Source organism: Winogradskyella sp. (assembly GCF_045105575.1).
Classification (GTDB): Bacteria; Bacteroidota; Bacteroidia; order Flavobacteriales; family Flavobacteriaceae; genus Winogradskyella.
This window is the reverse complement of the sequence record NZ_JBGCDQ010000013.1, coordinates 1-16,910: the sequence shown is the minus strand read 5'-3', so window position 1 is coordinate 16,910 and position 16,910 is coordinate 1. Positions and strand designations below refer to the sequence as shown.

Here is a 16,910-nt window from a genome sequence, read left to right as displayed (position 1 = left end):
CTAGCTTCTAGCTTCTAGCTTCTAGCTTCTAGCTTCTAGCTTCTAGCTTCTAGCTTCTAGCTTCTAGCTTCTAGCTTCTAGCTTCTAGCTTCTAGCTTCTAGCTTCTAGCTTCTAGCTTCTAGCTTCTAGCTTCTAAAATAAAAAAAATGGATTATAACACTTTAATGTTTTTGCATCTATACACCGTTGTACCTTGCGTGTTTATTGGAGGGTATCTTTTAGCGGTTAAAAAAGGAACACAGATCCATAAACAGCTTGGCAAAGTATATATGATTTTAATGCTGTTTACAGCTTTGGTGACTTTATTTATACCTGCTTACGTTGGCCCTACTATTTTTAATCATTTTGGTTGGATTCACCTCTTTAGTTTCTTGACCATTTGGACGGTACCAACCGCTTATATTGCCATTAAAAAGGGCAATGTAAAAGCGCACAAACGAAAGATGGTTTTACTCTATTTTGGCGCTTTAATTATTGCAGGTGGTTTTACTTTAATGCCAGGTCGTTATTTACATGAGGTGTTTTTTGGGTAGTATTATTTCAAATGATTAATAACAGTTGTAGAGATGTGTGTTTTTTTTTTGCAAAGCGTAATTAAGTCAGTTTCTTTTTGATGCATTTGGTTTGTTAGGTTCTCTATTATTAAAAACGACAAAATTTAGTAAACGTTTCATAATTTCATAAAAAAGATTATAGTTCATTGAATATTAGTAATTTTAAAGCAACGTTTAACCAACCATAAAACATGAGTGAAGATTATAACAAACCAGCCTTTAAAAAACTACTTCAAAAACTACAAGAAGAAAGCTGGCAGTTAGAATTACTTATTTCTGGTTTTGCTATTTTTGGTTTGTTTACCGCTATTGAGCCAGTGTACGATAGCATGCGAGAGGCTCAAAATAATCAACAACTCTATACTTCTGTAATTTATACGATCGGTTTTATTTCTTGTGCTATTCTCATATTTAATTTAATGCTTCATGTGTTATTACGTGGTTTATGGATAGGTGCTTTAGGCTTGCGATACGTATCTGGAGATATTGATTATGAAACATTAAATTACAGTCCGAAATTTACTCACTATTTAAAGAAAAAAGTAGGCTCTTTTGATAAGTATATCGGTACGCTAGAAAATTATTGCAGTATTATATTCGCCATTTCTTTTTTACTGATTTTTTATGTACTTGCTATAACATTAACCATCATCGTTATTGTCTTAATAATCAATTATGTTTTATCTAATGATGTACTTCCTGGTTGGGTTTCTAAAGGTATTGGCATACCAATAATGATATTTATTTGCCTTGGTATGTTCATTACTTTTATAGACTTTATAACGCTTGGTTTTTTAAAAAAGAAAAAATGGATCTCCAAGATTTATTTTCCTATTTATTGGGTCTTTAGTTTTATCACTTTATCTTTTCTCTACCGTCCTCTTGTTTATAATTTTTTAGACAATAAGTTTGGGAGACGACTAAGTTTAATTTTAGTTCCTTTTTATCTTTTAATATCCGTGATAGCATCATTTCATTATGAGAATTCAAACTACATTCATGCCAACGTTAGCTCTAGCAGTATTATGGCAAATTCTAGTAGCTACGAAGAATTACTGATTGATAATAAAAATTTCACAAATGATGTTATTATTCAGTCTAAAGTAATAACAGATCCTTTTCTAAAAGTATTTATGCTCTATTCTGAAAACATTGAAGATCGTGTATTTTATTACAATCCTGCATTAGAACCCAATGAGGATATTAGAGGTTTAAGTACTGACCTCGTATTTAATGATGATTCTTACAGAGGAAAAAAAGATAGTTTAAGGCAAGAATACTTAAAAACAATTAATTCTATTTATATTATTAAAGTAGACTCTACTACTTATAACAATGAATTTATATTTGGACAGAATATAAAAAAAGAGTTAGGTTTTGAAACCTATGTTGGCACCAAAGATTTAACAGAAGGCAAACATCTTTTAAACGTAAATAGACGCAGTATCGTTGAAGATGATACCACGTATTGGCGTGTTGCCAGAATTCCTTTTTGGTATTACCCAAACTAAAATGCAGTCAATGTGAGTTCGAGATTAAAAAACGATTAATATGAGTCAAGACTACAACAAACCAGCCTTTAAAAAATTACTCAGTAAATTACAAGAAGAAAGCTGGCAATTAGAGTTATTGATATCTGGTTTTGCCATTTTTGGTTTGTTCAGTTTATACGAACCGCTAAAAATTGTAATAATAGAAGCTGGTAATAAAGGTATTATGTACAAAGTTGTCATTGCACAAGTGGCTTGGTTTTCTTGTATTATACTGCTCTTTAATCTGTTGCTCCATGTATTATTAAGAGGGCTTTGGATTGGTGCTTTAGGCCTACGATACGTTTCTGGAGATATTGATTACGAAAAGCTCAACTACAGCGAAAGGTTTACAAAATATCTACAGAAAAAAGTAGGCTCGTTTGACAGATATGTTGCACGTTTAGAAAATTATTGTAGTATTATTTTTGCCATTTCATTTCTACTCATCTTTTATGTACTTGCACTCACATTCACTATAATAGTTATTGCATTAACCATGGAGTATGTTATTTATAACGAAAACTTACCAGAATGGCTTAGTAATGCTTTAGGGATTCCTCTCATTATTTTTATAGTTTTAGGCATGTTACTCACCTTTATAGACTTTGTAACCCAAGGTTGGTTAAAAAAGAAAAAATGGCTTTCAATGTTGTATTTTCCATTTTATTGGGTCTTTAGCTTCGTTACCTTATCCTTTTTATACCGACCAATTATTTATAATTTTTTAGATAATAAATTTGGGAAACGTCTAAGTTTTTTGCTTTTCCCAATGTTTCTTCTTGTTATTATTGTGACCACTACCGACTACAGGTTTTCTAACTATTTTAGCAATTTAAATAATGCTAAATCCTATACCACTACAGATAGTAATTATGAGGATTTAGTTGACAAAGATGATGCGCTTTTTATTAAAGATGCTGCCATTCAGTCTAAAATAATAACAGAAAACCATGTCAAAGTCTTTATTAAATTTACCAGTGCAATTGAAGACAATATCTTTAGCTTTAATGAAAGCTTAAAACCAGAAAAAGATATAAGAGGAATTTCTTCAAGTATTGTTATCGGTTTCAATCACGAAGATTTCGATTCAGAAGCAAAACGTAAAAAAAATGATAGTCTACGACAAGACTATTTAAAAACCTTTAATAATTTATACAAGACTGAAATAGATACGTTAGCTTTTGAATCGGACTTTGTAGTCAATAAAAACGACTTAGGTTTTGAAACCTATTTACCAACAGCATCTCTAAATCCTGGGAAACATTTGCTCACCATAAAACAAAAAACCTTAAAAGAAAAAGATACGATTAACGATGCGTTAACTTCTATTCTATTTTGGTATTACCCAGATTAAATGATCTAAAGGACAACGCTTATTAAAACACTCTTTTATGCTTATAATTAACCAAGGCATTTGACCTTTTCAAATGCGGTAAAAAATTGAAAAGATTTAAACAAATTCATAATTAAAACAGTCTATTATTGTAATGCTTAATTAATTTCAGCATCTTGTGGTACAGTCTTTGAAACTTATGAAACATGTATAAATTTTTAGTCCTATTTTTATTAATCACATCAATAGCTTCTGCCCAAATCACCATAAAAGATAGTATTACCAATTATCCTGTAAGCTACGCAACCATATCATTTGGCAATGGTAACGGTATTTTTGCAGATGATGAAGGTCAGTTTTTATTCACCAAAAAATTATATCCAGATATCGATTCGCTTTTTATTTCGGCTTTAGGTTTTAAGGATTTGAATATTGCTGCACAAAATTTACCTCAGCAATTACTAATGCAACCCGAAGTTTCCGAATTAGATGAAGTTTTAATTGGAGTTACTTTAGACCGAAAATTTAAAGAAGAAAAACTGAAACCATCCTTAGACGACGACTATTACAAATGCTGGTTACCAACTATAGAATCTGAGATTGCGGTTTATTTCCCTAAAACAACCACGAAAGATCAAAAATTATCTAAGGTTCAATTTCCTATAGCTTTAGAATCTAAAGACTGGGAAAAACGAAACCGCTCTAACAGTGAAAAGAAGAAATTCTCTACCTTATTTAAAGTGAAATTTTATACGAACAACAATGGAGTTCCAGGCAAGGTATTAACCTACGAAACTATTGTTTTTAGAGCCACCGAAAAAGATGGTGATGCGCATCAGTTAGATGTTGATGCTTATGATATTTATATTCCTAAAAATGGCTTTTTTGTATCACTTCAAGTTTTAGGTTATACCGATAAAGCAGGTAAATTATTACCGAATAAGAAATACAAAGAAATTGTTTCTAAAACTGGTGGTGTCGTTAAAATACCAACCAATTTTAGACCGTTATTACCATTTACAGAAGAGGTTGAAACTAAAAACACCTACATCAAACGCGTTTTTATAAATGGAAATAATTGGGTGAAATTTGATAAAGGCAATGGTCTACAATCGAGTTTACTTAAGCGAGACTTGTTTAATTATGGTATCGGACTCACCTACAAAACCTATAAAGATGAATGAACCTTTAGGACTTTATATCATGGCTGCCATGTATGTGCTTGCTGGCATCATGCATTTTATAAAACCAAAGGCTTATTTGCGGATTATGCCTAAATATTTACCAAATCACAAAGCCTTAGTGTTTTGGAGTGGTATAGCCGAAGTTTTATTAGGAATCGGTTTGTGTATTCCACTATTAAAAGCCGTTTCTATTTACGGTATTATAGCCATGTTAGCCGTATTTCTACTAGTACACATTTATATGCTTTCGGGCGAAAAAGCGTCTGCTGGCATTCCGAAATGGATTTTGATACTGCGATTGCCTTTGCAGTTTGGATTGATGTATTGGGCTTGGGTTTATTTGTGAATCTTCAAATTTACTCCACTTCAAAATCAAAATAAGTTTTAGGAAATGATTCCCAACGCAATGTAAAATGCCACCACTCTTTTGGGTAGTTTCTAAAATTATGCTTTAGCATTACCGTTTGTAGTAATTGGCGATTTTTCTTTTGGATGTCGGTAAGATCGTTGTGCGCTACCCAAGATGCTTCTCCAAAAAAATCATAAGGACTTCCCATATCTAAAGGTTCTCCTGTTTCACCATTAGTAATGGTTAAATCTATAGTGCTTCCTCTACTATGACCAGATCGTGAGGCAATGTAACCTGCTTTAAACAGATGTCTTTTATTGACTTCGGGATAAAATTCTGCTTTATTAATCGTGTCATTCAAATCTTTTGCCCAACGTATAAAATGATTTACAGCACGCTGTGGTCGGTAACCGTCATACACTTTTAGGCAAAGGTTTTGTTGTTGCAGTTCCTCTTGCACCAATTTTAATTTTTCAGCTGTTGCTTTGGTTAAAATAAGGCGGTTAGCCTTATAACCGTCAATGGTATCACCTACAAAATTATGCTCAGAAAAATAACGTAATTCCACATCTAAATCGGGAATAAACGTTTTTACATGCACAAAACCATCTGGCAAGGCTTGCTTCTGCTTAAAACCTAAAGTAATCAGCAGAAATCCTATAATATATACAAGTGTTTTATAGTTCATATCAATTGCACTAAATTAGTAAAAAATTAAACTATGAATTTGTTTTCGGACGAGAAACAACATTTTAAATTACCAAATGCCGAATTATTATACATTCCCAATTTCTTTTCTAAGCAAGAAGCGGATCATTTTTTCAACACCATTAAAGTTGAAACCAACTGGCAACACGATGATATTACCGTATTCGGAAAAACCTATAAACAACCCAGATTAACAGCACTTTTTGGAGACTCGGATCAACCTTACGGTTATTCTAACATTGTGATGTATCCTAAACCATTTTCAGAAACACTTCAAACCATAAAAACTAAAGTAGAACACACCACAAATCATCAGTTTAACACCTTACTGGTTAACCTTTATAGAGATGGAAACGATAGTAATGGCTGGCATGGAGACAATGAAAAAGAATTAGGGAAAAATCCAGTAATTGCTTCTGTGAGTTTTGGCGAAACACGCCCTTTTCATTTTAAACACAGACATATTAAGGAAGAGCGACACAAACTAAATTTAGAACACGGCAGCTTATTACTAATGAAAGGGGAAATGCAACACTTTTGGTTGCATCAAATTGCAAAAACAAAAAAACAGATTGAAGAGCGCATTAACCTTACGTTTAGAACGATAAAAAGTATATAACAACAAAAAACCGAGATCCCTCAATCTCGGTTTTCGTTTTATTTGCTTTACTATGCTGGTAGATTTAGGGTCTCTAATTTAACACAACATAAGGCAAATATCAATTAATTAATCCATTGAACTAAAAACTAATTTTTTAGTACATGTCAAATATATAATTCATTTTCAATTGACAAGATAAAAAACCTATTTAATCGATGAAATACATTTAATTTTAACATTTTTGGACGAAATAATACATTTCACCGATAAAATACATAATTATCAACTGCAATAATTTCTATTTAAAAATCATAAACTGGTATTAAAAGCGTTTAAATATTTAGAATCATCGCAATATCATTTAACTTTATACCAATTAAAATTACACCAAAATGAAATCATATTTAATTATAGTGTTTTACATATTTAGTGTTCTAGGTTTTAGCCAAGACACAACCTATACCGAGAATGAACTTGCTATAACAAAATGGATCGATGGCACTTTGCTTACACCAAATAACAGTAAACAACCCAATTTAGCTATCATTATTGCAGGTTCTGGTCCTACCAATAGAAACGGCAACCAAAATTTCCTCAAAAATAACTCCTTGAAAAAATTAGCAATAGCCCTTACAGACAATGGCGTTGCTACCTTTAGATACGATAAACGCATTGTAAAACAAATAAAACAAAATAACGTGAACAAAAATATGATGTTCGATGATTTTGTTAGTGATGCTTCAGAGGTGATTGCCTATTTTAAAAGCCAAGATAGTTACAATAAAATTTATGTTATTGGGCATAGCCAAGGGAGTTTGGTTGGCATGCTATCTGCTAAAGACCAAGCAGATGGTTTTATATCGCTAGCAGGCGCAGGTAATAATATTGGTGATGTTATTATTGAACAAATTGCAAAAACGGCTCCGATGTTTAATGACGATACAAAGCGTGTTATTGACAGTTTAAAAGCTGGTAAAACTACAACCGACTATCCTGTGGCTTTGGCTTCTATATTTAATGCAGACTTACAACCTTTTATGATTAATTGGATGTCTCACAACCCATCAGAAATTATTAAAGACTTAGACATACCGATTCTTATTATCAACGGCACCAAAGATCTTCAAGTGTCTGTTAAAGAGGCGGAAGTTTTAAAAGCAGCCAATACAGAAAGTCAATTGGTTATTATTGAAAATATGAACCACGTCCTTTTTGAAATTGAAGGTGATGATTTAGAAAATTCAAAATCGTATAACGAATCGTTTAGAAAGGTCTCTCCATTGCTTATTGAAAGTATTACGAGTTTTATGCAACAGCACTAGAAAAAGTTCATTTCTTTAAATAAAAAGCATCTCAGAAGACTGTTATCAGTACTGAGATGCATTTTTTTTAATAAATACACTAAAAATGAAAAGCATCCCAACCACGAGATGCTTTTTCTAACTAACCAACCAAATGTAATGTTACGATTTTGTAGTGTGTTACGCTTTGGTAACTATCGTAATTTCCATTACAATTAGTATATACCAAATGCTGTGCCAAACTTAATTTTTATTCTTTTTTTAAAAAAATTGTAACAATAGTGTGAATTCATATACTAATATTATATATCTTTATGATATCATTTTAATATCACATTGAATAGTTAACTTTTTAACCAACTAAATTCAGAACTTATGAAAGAAGAAAAAATCATCGTCCCAGCCAATGGCTACCTTATGCTCTTTTTATTTATACTGCTCTTCTTCGGAAGTATCGCTGTAATAGCAATGACAAAATCAGGTTGGCCTGTATTTGGTATTGTTACCGCATTGGTTTTAGCCTTTGGTTTTTTAATGGTACAACCAAACGGTTCGCGCGTTTTACTTTTATTTGGAAAGTATGTAGGTACCGTAAAAAAGAATGGTTTCTATTGGGTGAATCCCTTTTACACGAAAAAGAAAATCTCTTTACGCGCTAGTAATTTTGATAGTGAACGTTTAAAGGTAAATGACAAATTAGGAAACCCAATTATGATAAGTACCATCTTAGTTTGGCGTGTGCAGAACACCTACAAAGCCGCCTTCGATGTTGATAATTACGAAAATTTTGTACGTGTACAAACCGATGCTGCTGTTAGAAAATTAGCAAGTATGTATCCTTACGATAATTTTGCAGACGAAGGCGTTGCGGAAGACATCACCTTAAGATCTAGTGTTAATGAAGTGAGTAATGCACTAGAAAAAGAAATTGACGAACGATTATCCATAGCAGGTATAGAAGTTTTAGAAGCACGTATTGGGTACTTAGCTTATGCCCAAGAAATTGCAAATGCCATGTTGAAGCGTCAGCAAGCCACAGCCATTGTAGCAGCCAGACATAAGATTGTAGAGGGAGCTGTAAGTATGGTAGAAATGGCCATAGAGCAACTCAGTAAAAAAAATGTTGTTGATTTAGATGAAGAACGCAAAGCAGCAATGGTCAGTAACCTTATGGTGGTGCTTTGTGGAGATAAAGATGCGTCGCCAGTTTTAAATACAGGAACTTTAAATCATTAAAATGAATAACAAACAAATCATTTCAATTGGTGTTGGTTGTGCTATAGGTTCTAGCATAGGGACTACTATTGGAGCTGTAACTGGAGAAATAGCCATCAGTACAGTGTATGGTACCATCATAGGAACCATTATAGGTGTTGTACTTGCACTAGTTGTATTTAAGGACCATAAAACAGAACTTTAAAATGAAAGAATATAAAGTCGTTATACCAAAATTAGGATTTCGTAATCGCATAACTAATTTTGAAGATTTATTAAACCAATATGCGCGTGAAGGTTGGGTTGTAAAACAAATTGCCGTGAATTGGTCGAGTATTGTTTTTGAACGTGATAAGAATAGATAATGAAAATATTTAAAGAAGAACAACGCTTTAATCAAGTTTGGCTAATTATATTAATAGCTGTGTGTGCGTTGCTAAGTATTAGTGTCATCTTAATTAGTTATTTTAAAGCGACTAACACAACGTCTCATTTAGAACTATTCACAACTATTGGCATGATTCTTTTAGTTTCTGGACTCATATTTTTATTTAAACTTAACACCCAAATCGATGAAAAAGGAATTCACTACCAATTTTCACCTTTCCATTGGAGTCTTAAATTGATAGAATGGCAAGACATTGATAAAGCTTATGTTAGGAAATATAATGCCTTAAATGAATATGGTGGTTGGGGACTAAAAGGCGGAGCGCTTTGGAATAGTGCCAAAGGAAAAGCCATTAACGTTTCAGGAGATATTGGGATTCAACTCGAATTAAAAAATGGAAAAAAACTGCTTATTGGTACTCAACAACATGATAATGCCAAAAGTGTTTTAACTCATTACCAAACTAAAATAAACGCAACATGAAAACAATAAAAATTAGTCTTGTTTATATATTATCTACCTTATTTTTTAATTCAATTCAGTCCCAATCTCAAATTATTGAAGAAGAGATACTTTTAAAAAATGATAGTGTACAATTGCCAGGTACTTTATCTTACAATAAAACACTTGAGTCACAGCCTCTGGTCATATTTATTCACGGATCTGGAAATGTAGATAGAAACGGAAATCAAGCAGGAATTAATGCTAAGGCCAATTATATTAAACAACTTTCTACACTATTAAACAATGAGAATATTGCTTTCTATCGTTACGATAAACGCACCTCAACAGTAAGTAATATGAAATTTATAATGCGCGAATTATCGTTCGATAAATTTGTTGAGGATGCAAAACTGACTATTAACAATTTTAAGGATGATTCTCGCTTTTCAAGTATTACGCTCATAGGACATAGTCAGGGCTCATTAGTTGGTATGCTTTCATCAGTTACAGGAGTAGATAAATACATTTCATTAGCTGGACCTTCTGCCGCTTTTGATGTTATAATTACCAAGCAAATACGTTTACAAAATGGTGACTCTATAGCTAATATTGTTGAAAGTCATTTTGAAGAATTAAAAACAACAGGCACCATTGCTAAAGTTGACCTCAACTTAATGTCCATGTTTAACAAACCAACCCAGCCTTTTTTAGTGTCTTGGGCTGCCTATAACCCATCTGAAGAAATAAAAAAAGTAATAGTCCCTACATTAATTATAAATGGAACCAAAGACCTTCAAGTATCTGTAGAAGATGCAAAACAGCTCAAACAGTCTAAAGACGATGCAGAATTAGTAATCATTGAAAATATGAATCACGTCTTAAAAACAATTATTAACGATGAAGATAATTTAAAATCCTATAACTCACCAAATTTTCCATTATCGGAAAAATTAGTTTCTACAATTACAGCATTTATTAAAAAATAACTTCATGTCCAAGAAAAAAGCCTTCGCATTGCGAGTTAATGAAGACATGCTGAAAGCCATTGAAAAATGGGCTTCGGATGAATTCCGCAGTACCAATGGTCAGATCGAATGGATGCTGATGCAATATCTAAAAGAGCATAAGCGACAACCCAAGCAAAAAGATAAACCGAAAGACGAAAAGTGATTAGAAATAGTCACTTTTTTTAGTTTTTAATTTTTGTATTTTGCAGACACCAAAAATAAACCTAGCTATGGATACTACTCCACTTTTTACTGATGATACAATTGTGTTTGGTCTATTAATGCTCGCCTTAGGATTCGTATTTATTACAGAATCTATTGAAACAGGCTTTTGGGCAAAATTTTATAAAATCGTTCCTGGCCTTTTTATGGCTTATATGGTACCAGCAATTTTAACAACTACAGGTTTAATTTCTCCAGAATGGACAACCGTCTCAGAAGAAGGTGTTCTTACAGAACATAAATCAAATTTATATTATGTAGCGAGTCGGTATTTGTTACCAGCAGCTTTGGTATTAATGACACTAAGTATTGATTTAAAAGCAGTTTTTAATCTAGGTTGGAAGGCTTTGGTGATGTTTTTTACAGGAACTTTGGGTATTGTAATTGGTGGTCCCATCGCTATTTTATTAATAGCCGCAGTTTCTCCAGAAACAGTTGGAGGTGTCGGTCCAGATGCGGTTTGGAGAGGTCTTTCTACTTTAGCGGGAAGCTGGATTGGTGGTGGAGCCAACCAAACCGCCATGTTAGAAATTTATGGTTATAACCAAGCCAAATATGGAGGTATGGTTTTCGTTGATATTGTGGTTGCCAATATTTGGATGGCCATTGTTTTAATTGGTATTGGCAAAAGAAACCGTATTAACAAATGGCTCAAAGCAGATACAGCTTCTATTGAAGCGTTAAAAGAAAAAATGTCCACCTTTTCAGAAAAAGTAAAACGAAATCCATCTCTTACGGATATAATGGTTATTTGTGCCATTGCATTCGGAACGGTAAGTATTGCGCATTTAAGTGCCAACTTTTTAGCACCATATTTTGAAGGCGTAGTTGCAAATATTGAATCACCTACCACACGTAACATATTCACATTTTTAGGTTCAAAATTCTTTTGGATGATTAGTGTTGCTACCATCATTGCCATCTTATTATCAAATACCAAAGCAAAAAATTATGAAGGTGCTGGCGCGAGTAAATTTGGAAGTGTCTTCATTTATATTCTTGTCGCTAGCATAGGTATGAAAATGGATTTAACCATGATTTTTGATAATCTAGGTCTTATTGCTATTGGTGTGGTTTGGATGACCATCCATGCGCTTCTGCTTATCTTGGTGGCAAAACTCATAAAAGCACCCTACTTCTTTTTAGCAGTTGGTAGCCAAGCCAATGTTGGTGGCGCAGCTTCTGCGCCTATTGTAGCTTCTGCTTTTCACCCATCATTAGCAACTGTTGGAGTTTTACTCGCCGTCTTTGGCTATGCCGTTGGTACAATTGCTGCCATTGGTTGCACAATTTTAATGGAATTAGCTGCTATTAGTTAACAAGATTCAAACAATTATTAAGATATTTGTGCATCTAAATTCAACGTAGCACATAAGCGAAGTTGCACCTAATTATTTAGCAAAACATGACGACATTAAAAAAAACCTTAAGCCTTATTCTATTCATTGCTCTAGCTATTTCGTGTAGCAAAAAGAAGGATACTAATTTTACTTTAAAAGGAACTGTTAAAGGTTTAAAAAAAGGAGTGGTTTATCTTCAGAAGGATGGAGACTCTAGCGTTGTCAATTTAGATTCTATGGTTATTACTGGTGAGCCAGAATTCACGCTTCATACAGATATAGATGAACCTATTCTTCTATATTTAAAATTATTTAAAAATGATGGAGAAGAGCATTACATTCCGTTTTTTGCAGATAAAGGGATTACAGAAATTAATACAACGTTGAAGAATTTTAACTTTAATTCTGAAATTAAAGGCTCTAAACAACAAGCACTCTTAGATGAGTATTTAAATATGATGTCACAATTCAACAATAAAAACTTAGATCTTATTGAGGCTAACTTTAATGCTCAAAAAGACAATGATAGTTTGGCTGTAGACTCTTTAAATAGAATAGCAAATAACCTTATAAAGCGCAAATATGCTTATACTATTCAGTATGCTATGAATAATAAGGATAGTGAAGTAGCTCCTTATTTAGCCCTCTACGAAGCACGAAATGCAAACCCTATTTATATAGATTCTGTTTACAACAGTTTAACTTCTGAGATTAAAAACTCACGCTATGGTAAACAACTTGGGGAAGCTATAGCTGAGCGCAACAAGTCTGTTGAATAGACCTATTCACGTCGTTAACTTCTAAACGATAATTTTTAATAAGCAGAGGAAAAAACATAGGGTTCGAACTTTACTACAAACCTACTTTAAGCCATTTTTTAATGCATTAAATTTACTTAAGGTAAAGCATTGAAGTATCTCTACACCTTAAAAATACACATCATATTAAGAATAATTAATATTTCAATTTTTATTATACAGGATTCAAAAGGCTGAAACATTCATCTACATTTCAATCTCTGTTTACTGAGAAAAAAAAAATTGAGTTCAAAATTTCAAGGTGATGGTTATGCTTCAACTTCTTGAAGAGATGAATTCAAGCTTTACATTCTTGTACCTTTTTTAGTTTAAAAAAGTGGTCAATTGAATGGTTAAAGTACATATAATCACTATCAATTATAAGATTAAACTTACTTTTTTTAACTATTTAACTTGTATTAATAACCAAATAACGCTTAAAATTGCAATAAATACTAGTTTTCGAGAAAAAAACATCTCTAAAAATTTTTCTATTTTAATAAAATTAGTATTTTCGTCAAAATGTATTATTTATCAGATGAAATACATGATTGTTATTGAAAATTTTGATCAACTGAATACTCAGTTTCTTTTTAAATTTTTAAAATCAAAGAGATACCAACTAATTTGTAAATTATGATGTTAAAAATAAATCTATTCAAGACTGCGATAGAGATGATACGAACAAAAAACCAATCGTTTACTATTAATTTAAAGACTTCAAGTGTTTTTCTTTTACTTGTTACCGCTGTTTTCTCATCCTACGCACAATTAAGTGTTAGAAATGATAACTTCTTAATGGTTAATGATGAAATTATTTTTGTAAACAACGCAATTACCTTAGGAGAAACTAATTCTAAATTTTATTTAAGAGAGGAAGGTCAGCTTATTCAGGGTGAAGAAATGTCTTTTAATACAGGTATTGGTGAATTAAGTGTTTATCAATCTGGTAATTCTAGTAATTATACTTATAATTATTGGTGCTCGCCTGTTGGGAATAATTCTATGGCTTTTGGTAATGAATCTGGTAGAGTTAATCTCATCGATGAAGCTACAAATATCATTACACTGCAAGATCCTCTGGGAACAACCTCTAGCGTTGATGTTGCTTTTACGTCTTCTCATGATGGGTTTTCATCACCATCGCTCACTATTTCTAATCGTTGGCTATACACTTTTAGCACGTCAAATAATTATTCAGACTGGAATTATGTAGGTGAGTCTTCATCCATTTTACCAGGACTCGGTTTTACAATGAAGGGAGTCTCAGGCAATACTAACCAACTTTACGATTTTAGAGGAAAAGCAAATAATGGCACCATAAGTAACCTAATTGCAGCAGACCAGTTTACACTAATAGGCAACCCTTATCCATCTGCTGTAGATGCCTTACTTTTTATTCATGATCCGCAAAACACCAATTTAAACAACGGTCCATCTCCGCTACCAACAACGACTGGTGCTCTTTATTTCTGGGAACAATCAGACGAAGGCTCGCACTATGTTTCTGAGTATATAGGTGGATATGCCTCATATACTATTTCGGCTGCAGGACTAGAGAGTTTTGTAAATGCTAAGTTTTCAGCTTATGACGCGGCTGGTAATGCGGTTCCGTTAGCACCATCTCCTGGTGGAAATATTGGTACAAAAATATCGAAACGTTATATTCCAATAGGTCAAGGATTTATGGTAGAAGGTGCCAGTAGCGCATCACCTGGCTCAATGGTTTACATGAAAAATGCACACAGAGTTTATGAAAAAATTTCTGATGGCAATAGCCTGTTTTTTAGAAGTTCAAGTTCTGAAACTTCAACTACGGATACCAACGACCCGTTGTATAATGAATATGGTCTGAGCATTGTACCTGAAGATCATAAAAGATTTCGTTTAAATGTTACTTTTGATGACCAATATACAAGGCAATTAATGCATAATTTTCACCAAACGGCCACACCTGGCTTTGACTACGGAATGGAAGTGAAATCGCCTAGTGATTCCGCTACAGATGCGTCTTGGATACTAGACACTGTGCCTTACACCATTCAAGCTAATGCTTTTGACTTAGAATTAGAAATACCAGTTGTTATTAAGGCTGAAAATCAACAACAATTGCGATTTAGCATTTTTGATATTCAAAATTTTGACGAATCACAACCTATATATTTGCATGATATAGATAATAATATTTATGTAGATCTTACCCAACAAGATTATGATTTAAATATTGATGCTGGAACTTTTGATTCACGATTTAGAATTGTATTTGTAAATGAGAACACATTAAGTGCTGAAACTAGACTCAAAGATCAATTTAATATTTTAGTAAATAATAACACTTCTCTATTTACCATATTAAATCCTAATTTAAGAGACATAGCATCGTTTCAAGTTTATGACATGAATGGAAGACTGGTCTTAAATCATTCTATTTCAGATATTGAAGACCGTTATACCTATCCATCAAAAAATTTGAGTGGTGGTATTTACGTCGCCAATATTCTACTTAAGAATAATACCTCTCTTTCTAAAAAGCTGATCGTAACGCACAAATAGCAGCTAAAATTTTACTAAAAAACTAAAACACAGGTTGCATCATTAATGTAACGTGTGTTTTTTTGTTCTGATCCGTTTTTTATTTGAATTTGATTTTAGATTTATCAAATAACATCTAACCCAATGAGTATATTGCATCTAAAAGTAAAATATACTATCAGTACGATTGGCTCCATTTTTCAGGAATCAAATCAGGAATTTTTATAATTGTGGATCTCTTCGAGATACATTTATGCTTTTTCTATTACTCTTTAGATGAATACACACTCGAACTAATATTAATAATTGATTTTGATATATTTAATTAATGATAATGAGGTCAGTTCTGGTGATTTTTTCTCTTATGAATCATTTCTAGGATATTAATAATTCTGAAGCCATTCTAGATACCTTTATTCGTTTTTCATTGCTCTAGGAATGCATACTTAACCTCATCTTAGCAATTAATTTTAGCGTTTAATAACCTTAGTAATTCTGTCTGTTCGAGTGAGTCTTTTTCTTTCAAAAAATTACATCTAAGACATTTAAAGTTCTCAACCTGTTCTCACTTGACATCCCTAAATTGAGTTGACCGTTTTAGTGACCAGTGTCGTTTTTAAAATTAGGTATAATTAGAATTAACAAACAGCTCAACTAATGTATGCTTCAAAACAACCAAAGGCTGATATTAAAAATTCAACATTAAAGTTTTGTATAGAAATAGATCTTGTTAAAAGACAAAAGTAAATAAGATCGCTTTACCTTTTAGCAAAAAAAAAGCCAAGACACCTTAAAAAAGGGATCTTGACTTTGTTATAAATCTGTTTATTAAAAATTAATTACATCATTTTTCTAACTCAACATTCTCATAAATATTGAAATGCTGAATATTAAATACTTAGTTTGCAATTTCAGTGATTACCATGGTACCATTGTTTGCGTTCATTTCAATTTCATCATCAGAAGAAGAACCTATATCGGTTAGTACAATTCTTATGTTTTTAACATTAGTATTTGTAATTGTTCGAGACCCTGTTATTGGTAATAATGTAGTACTTCTTGTTCCTCCACCGTTACCATTGTCCCATTCTTGTCTTTTTCTAGTCACCTCAGAAGATAGGTTATCTATATACAAATATGAATACCAAATATCATTCCCACTACCTGGAATTCTATATTCACAATCATAAGTCACTCGTATTGTAGAGTTTGCAGATAGAGGAGTATAAGTGGTATTAAGCGTCATGGTATCTCCTCCATTTGTAATAGCCCACGAAAAATTCTTTACAATTGCCATTTTAATCACTTCACCAGATCGGTAACCTTTTTTCAAAACACCATTAGCATCAGCCTTAACAGGTAAATCTGCATTTACGACGTTTGTTGGTAACACTCTAACACG

Annotated in this window: 18 protein-coding genes; 16 read left to right on the top strand and 2 right to left on the bottom strand. The window is 32.5% G+C overall.

The window, feature by feature from the left end; translation table 11 throughout:
• Positions 1-147: 147 nt before the first annotated feature.
• The 5 genes from AB8B52_RS03885 to AB8B52_RS03865 all read left to right on the top strand — a co-directional run bounded on the left by AB8B52_RS03885 (position 148) and on the right by AB8B52_RS03865 (position 4,950).
• Entirely contained in the window at positions 148-534 is a 387-nt protein-coding gene (locus AB8B52_RS03885; RefSeq protein WP_406025439.1) for a DUF2306 domain-containing protein, read from the top strand.
• A 212-nt stretch (positions 535-746) separates the two neighbouring features.
• Positions 747-2,066: a hypothetical protein gene (locus tag AB8B52_RS03880; protein ID WP_406025437.1), complete on the top strand. Its 1,320-nt coding sequence runs from the start codon at positions 747-749 to the stop codon at positions 2,064-2,066.
• Positions 2,067-2,106: 40 nt separating this feature from the next.
• On the top strand, positions 2,107-3,441 hold the full coding sequence (locus AB8B52_RS03875; protein WP_406025435.1) for a hypothetical protein: 1,335 nt from the start codon (positions 2,107-2,109) through the stop codon (positions 3,439-3,441).
• Between the two features lie 185 nt (positions 3,442-3,626).
• Entirely contained in the window at positions 3,627-4,604 is a 978-nt protein-coding gene (locus tag AB8B52_RS03870; protein ID WP_406025433.1) for a hypothetical protein, read from the top strand.
• Positions 4,597-4,950 (top strand): hypothetical protein, encoded by a 354-nt coding sequence (locus AB8B52_RS03865; RefSeq protein WP_406025431.1) that lies wholly within the window; start codon positions 4,597-4,599, stop codon positions 4,948-4,950. The genes AB8B52_RS03870 and AB8B52_RS03865 overlap by 8 nt, the downstream gene beginning before the upstream one ends.
• A gap of 10 nt (positions 4,951-4,960) precedes the next feature.
• Here the strand turns inward: AB8B52_RS03865 and AB8B52_RS03860 are convergent, their stop codons facing one another.
• Positions 4,961-5,641, bottom strand: a complete 681-nt coding sequence (locus AB8B52_RS03860) for a M15 family metallopeptidase (RefSeq protein ID WP_406025429.1) — start codon at positions 5,639-5,641, stop codon at positions 4,961-4,963.
• Positions 5,642-5,674: 33 nt separating this feature from the next.
• Between AB8B52_RS03860 and AB8B52_RS03855 the strand changes: the two genes are divergently transcribed.
• The 11 genes from AB8B52_RS03855 (at position 5,675) to AB8B52_RS03805 (ending at position 15,529) form a co-directional block, all read left to right on the top strand.
• Entirely contained in the window at positions 5,675-6,280 is a 606-nt protein-coding gene (locus AB8B52_RS03855; RefSeq protein ID WP_406025427.1) for an alpha-ketoglutarate-dependent dioxygenase AlkB family protein, read from the top strand.
• A gap of 374 nt (positions 6,281-6,654) precedes the next feature.
• Positions 6,655-7,584: an alpha/beta hydrolase family protein gene (locus AB8B52_RS03850; RefSeq protein ID WP_406025425.1), complete on the top strand. Its 930-nt coding sequence runs from the start codon at positions 6,655-6,657 to the stop codon at positions 7,582-7,584.
• A gap of 354 nt (positions 7,585-7,938) precedes the next feature.
• A complete protein-coding gene (locus AB8B52_RS03845; protein ID WP_406025423.1) occupies positions 7,939-8,799 on the top strand; it encodes an SPFH domain-containing protein in 861 nt (286 codons plus the stop codon).
• A 1-nt stretch (position 8,800) separates the two neighbouring features.
• Positions 8,801-8,983, top strand: a complete 183-nt coding sequence (locus tag AB8B52_RS03840; protein ID WP_406025421.1) for a hypothetical protein — start codon at positions 8,801-8,803, stop codon at positions 8,981-8,983.
• A 1-nt stretch (position 8,984) separates the two neighbouring features.
• Positions 8,985-9,143, top strand: coding sequence for a DUF4177 domain-containing protein (locus AB8B52_RS03835; protein ID WP_406025419.1), 159 nt, complete (start codon positions 8,985-8,987; stop codon positions 9,141-9,143).
• The gene (locus AB8B52_RS03830; RefSeq protein WP_406025417.1) at positions 9,143-9,649 is read left to right on the top strand and encodes a hypothetical protein; all 507 of its coding nucleotides are present in this window, start codon (positions 9,143-9,145) and stop codon (positions 9,647-9,649) included. The genes AB8B52_RS03835 and AB8B52_RS03830 overlap by 1 nt, the downstream gene beginning before the upstream one ends.
• Positions 9,646-10,596, top strand: a complete 951-nt coding sequence (locus AB8B52_RS03825; RefSeq protein ID WP_406025415.1) for an alpha/beta hydrolase — start codon at positions 9,646-9,648, stop codon at positions 10,594-10,596. The genes AB8B52_RS03830 and AB8B52_RS03825 overlap by 4 nt, the downstream gene beginning before the upstream one ends.
• Positions 10,597-10,600: 4 nt before the next feature.
• On the top strand, positions 10,601-10,780 hold the full coding sequence (locus tag AB8B52_RS03820) for an Arc family DNA binding domain-containing protein (RefSeq protein WP_406025413.1): 180 nt from the start codon (positions 10,601-10,603) through the stop codon (positions 10,778-10,780).
• Between the two features lie 67 nt (positions 10,781-10,847).
• On the top strand, positions 10,848-12,158 hold the full coding sequence (locus AB8B52_RS03815; RefSeq protein ID WP_406025411.1) for a DUF819 domain-containing protein: 1,311 nt from the start codon (positions 10,848-10,850) through the stop codon (positions 12,156-12,158).
• An 86-nt stretch (positions 12,159-12,244) separates the two neighbouring features.
• Positions 12,245-12,958 (top strand): DUF4369 domain-containing protein, encoded by a 714-nt coding sequence (locus AB8B52_RS03810; RefSeq protein WP_406025409.1) that lies wholly within the window; start codon positions 12,245-12,247, stop codon positions 12,956-12,958.
• Between the two features lie 693 nt (positions 12,959-13,651).
• Entirely contained in the window at positions 13,652-15,529 is a 1,878-nt protein-coding gene (locus AB8B52_RS03805) for a T9SS type A sorting domain-containing protein (RefSeq protein ID WP_406025407.1), read from the top strand.
• Between the two features lie 877 nt (positions 15,530-16,406).
• Here AB8B52_RS03805 and AB8B52_RS03800 read toward each other — a convergent pair.
• The coding region (locus tag AB8B52_RS03800; RefSeq protein WP_406025405.1) for a hypothetical protein at positions 16,407-16,910 on the bottom strand (504 nt) is incomplete at its 5' end.

What these genes read in the sequence shown, in the direction of transcription:
- AB8B52_RS03855 (WP_406025427.1), top strand. Translation starts at nt 5,675, where the DNA reads ATGAATTTGTTTTCGGACGAGAAACAACATTTTAAATTACCAAATGCC.
- AB8B52_RS03870 (WP_406025433.1), top strand. Translation starts at nt 3,627, where the DNA reads ATGTATAAATTTTTAGTCCTATTTTTATTAATCACATCAATAGCTTCT.
- AB8B52_RS03865 (WP_406025431.1), top strand. Translation starts at nt 4,597, where the DNA reads ATGAATGAACCTTTAGGACTTTATATCATGGCTGCCATGTATGTGCTT.
- AB8B52_RS03850 (WP_406025425.1), top strand. Translation starts at nt 6,655, where the DNA reads ATGAAATCATATTTAATTATAGTGTTTTACATATTTAGTGTTCTAGGT.
- AB8B52_RS03875 (WP_406025435.1), top strand. Translation starts at nt 2,107, where the DNA reads ATGAGTCAAGACTACAACAAACCAGCCTTTAAAAAATTACTCAGTAAA.
- AB8B52_RS03820 (WP_406025413.1), top strand. Translation starts at nt 10,601, where the DNA reads ATGTCCAAGAAAAAAGCCTTCGCATTGCGAGTTAATGAAGACATGCTG.
- AB8B52_RS03815 (WP_406025411.1), top strand. Translation starts at nt 10,848, where the DNA reads ATGGATACTACTCCACTTTTTACTGATGATACAATTGTGTTTGGTCTA.
- AB8B52_RS03840 (WP_406025421.1), top strand. Translation starts at nt 8,801, where the DNA reads ATGAATAACAAACAAATCATTTCAATTGGTGTTGGTTGTGCTATAGGT.
- AB8B52_RS03835 (WP_406025419.1), top strand. Translation starts at nt 8,985, where the DNA reads ATGAAAGAATATAAAGTCGTTATACCAAAATTAGGATTTCGTAATCGC.
- AB8B52_RS03825 (WP_406025415.1), top strand. Translation starts at nt 9,646, where the DNA reads ATGAAAACAATAAAAATTAGTCTTGTTTATATATTATCTACCTTATTT.
- AB8B52_RS03805 (WP_406025407.1), top strand. Translation starts at nt 13,652, where the DNA reads ATGATACGAACAAAAAACCAATCGTTTACTATTAATTTAAAGACTTCA.
- AB8B52_RS03885 (WP_406025439.1), top strand. Translation starts at nt 148, where the DNA reads ATGGATTATAACACTTTAATGTTTTTGCATCTATACACCGTTGTACCT.
- AB8B52_RS03810 (WP_406025409.1), top strand. Translation starts at nt 12,245, where the DNA reads ATGACGACATTAAAAAAAACCTTAAGCCTTATTCTATTCATTGCTCTA.
- AB8B52_RS03845 (WP_406025423.1), top strand. Translation starts at nt 7,939, where the DNA reads ATGAAAGAAGAAAAAATCATCGTCCCAGCCAATGGCTACCTTATGCTC.
- AB8B52_RS03830 (WP_406025417.1), top strand. Translation starts at nt 9,143, where the DNA reads ATGAAAATATTTAAAGAAGAACAACGCTTTAATCAAGTTTGGCTAATT.
- AB8B52_RS03860 (WP_406025429.1), bottom strand. Translation starts at nt 5,641, where the DNA reads ATGAACTATAAAACACTTGTATATATTATAGGATTTCTGCTGATTACT.
- AB8B52_RS03880 (WP_406025437.1), top strand. Translation starts at nt 747, where the DNA reads ATGAGTGAAGATTATAACAAACCAGCCTTTAAAAAACTACTTCAAAAA.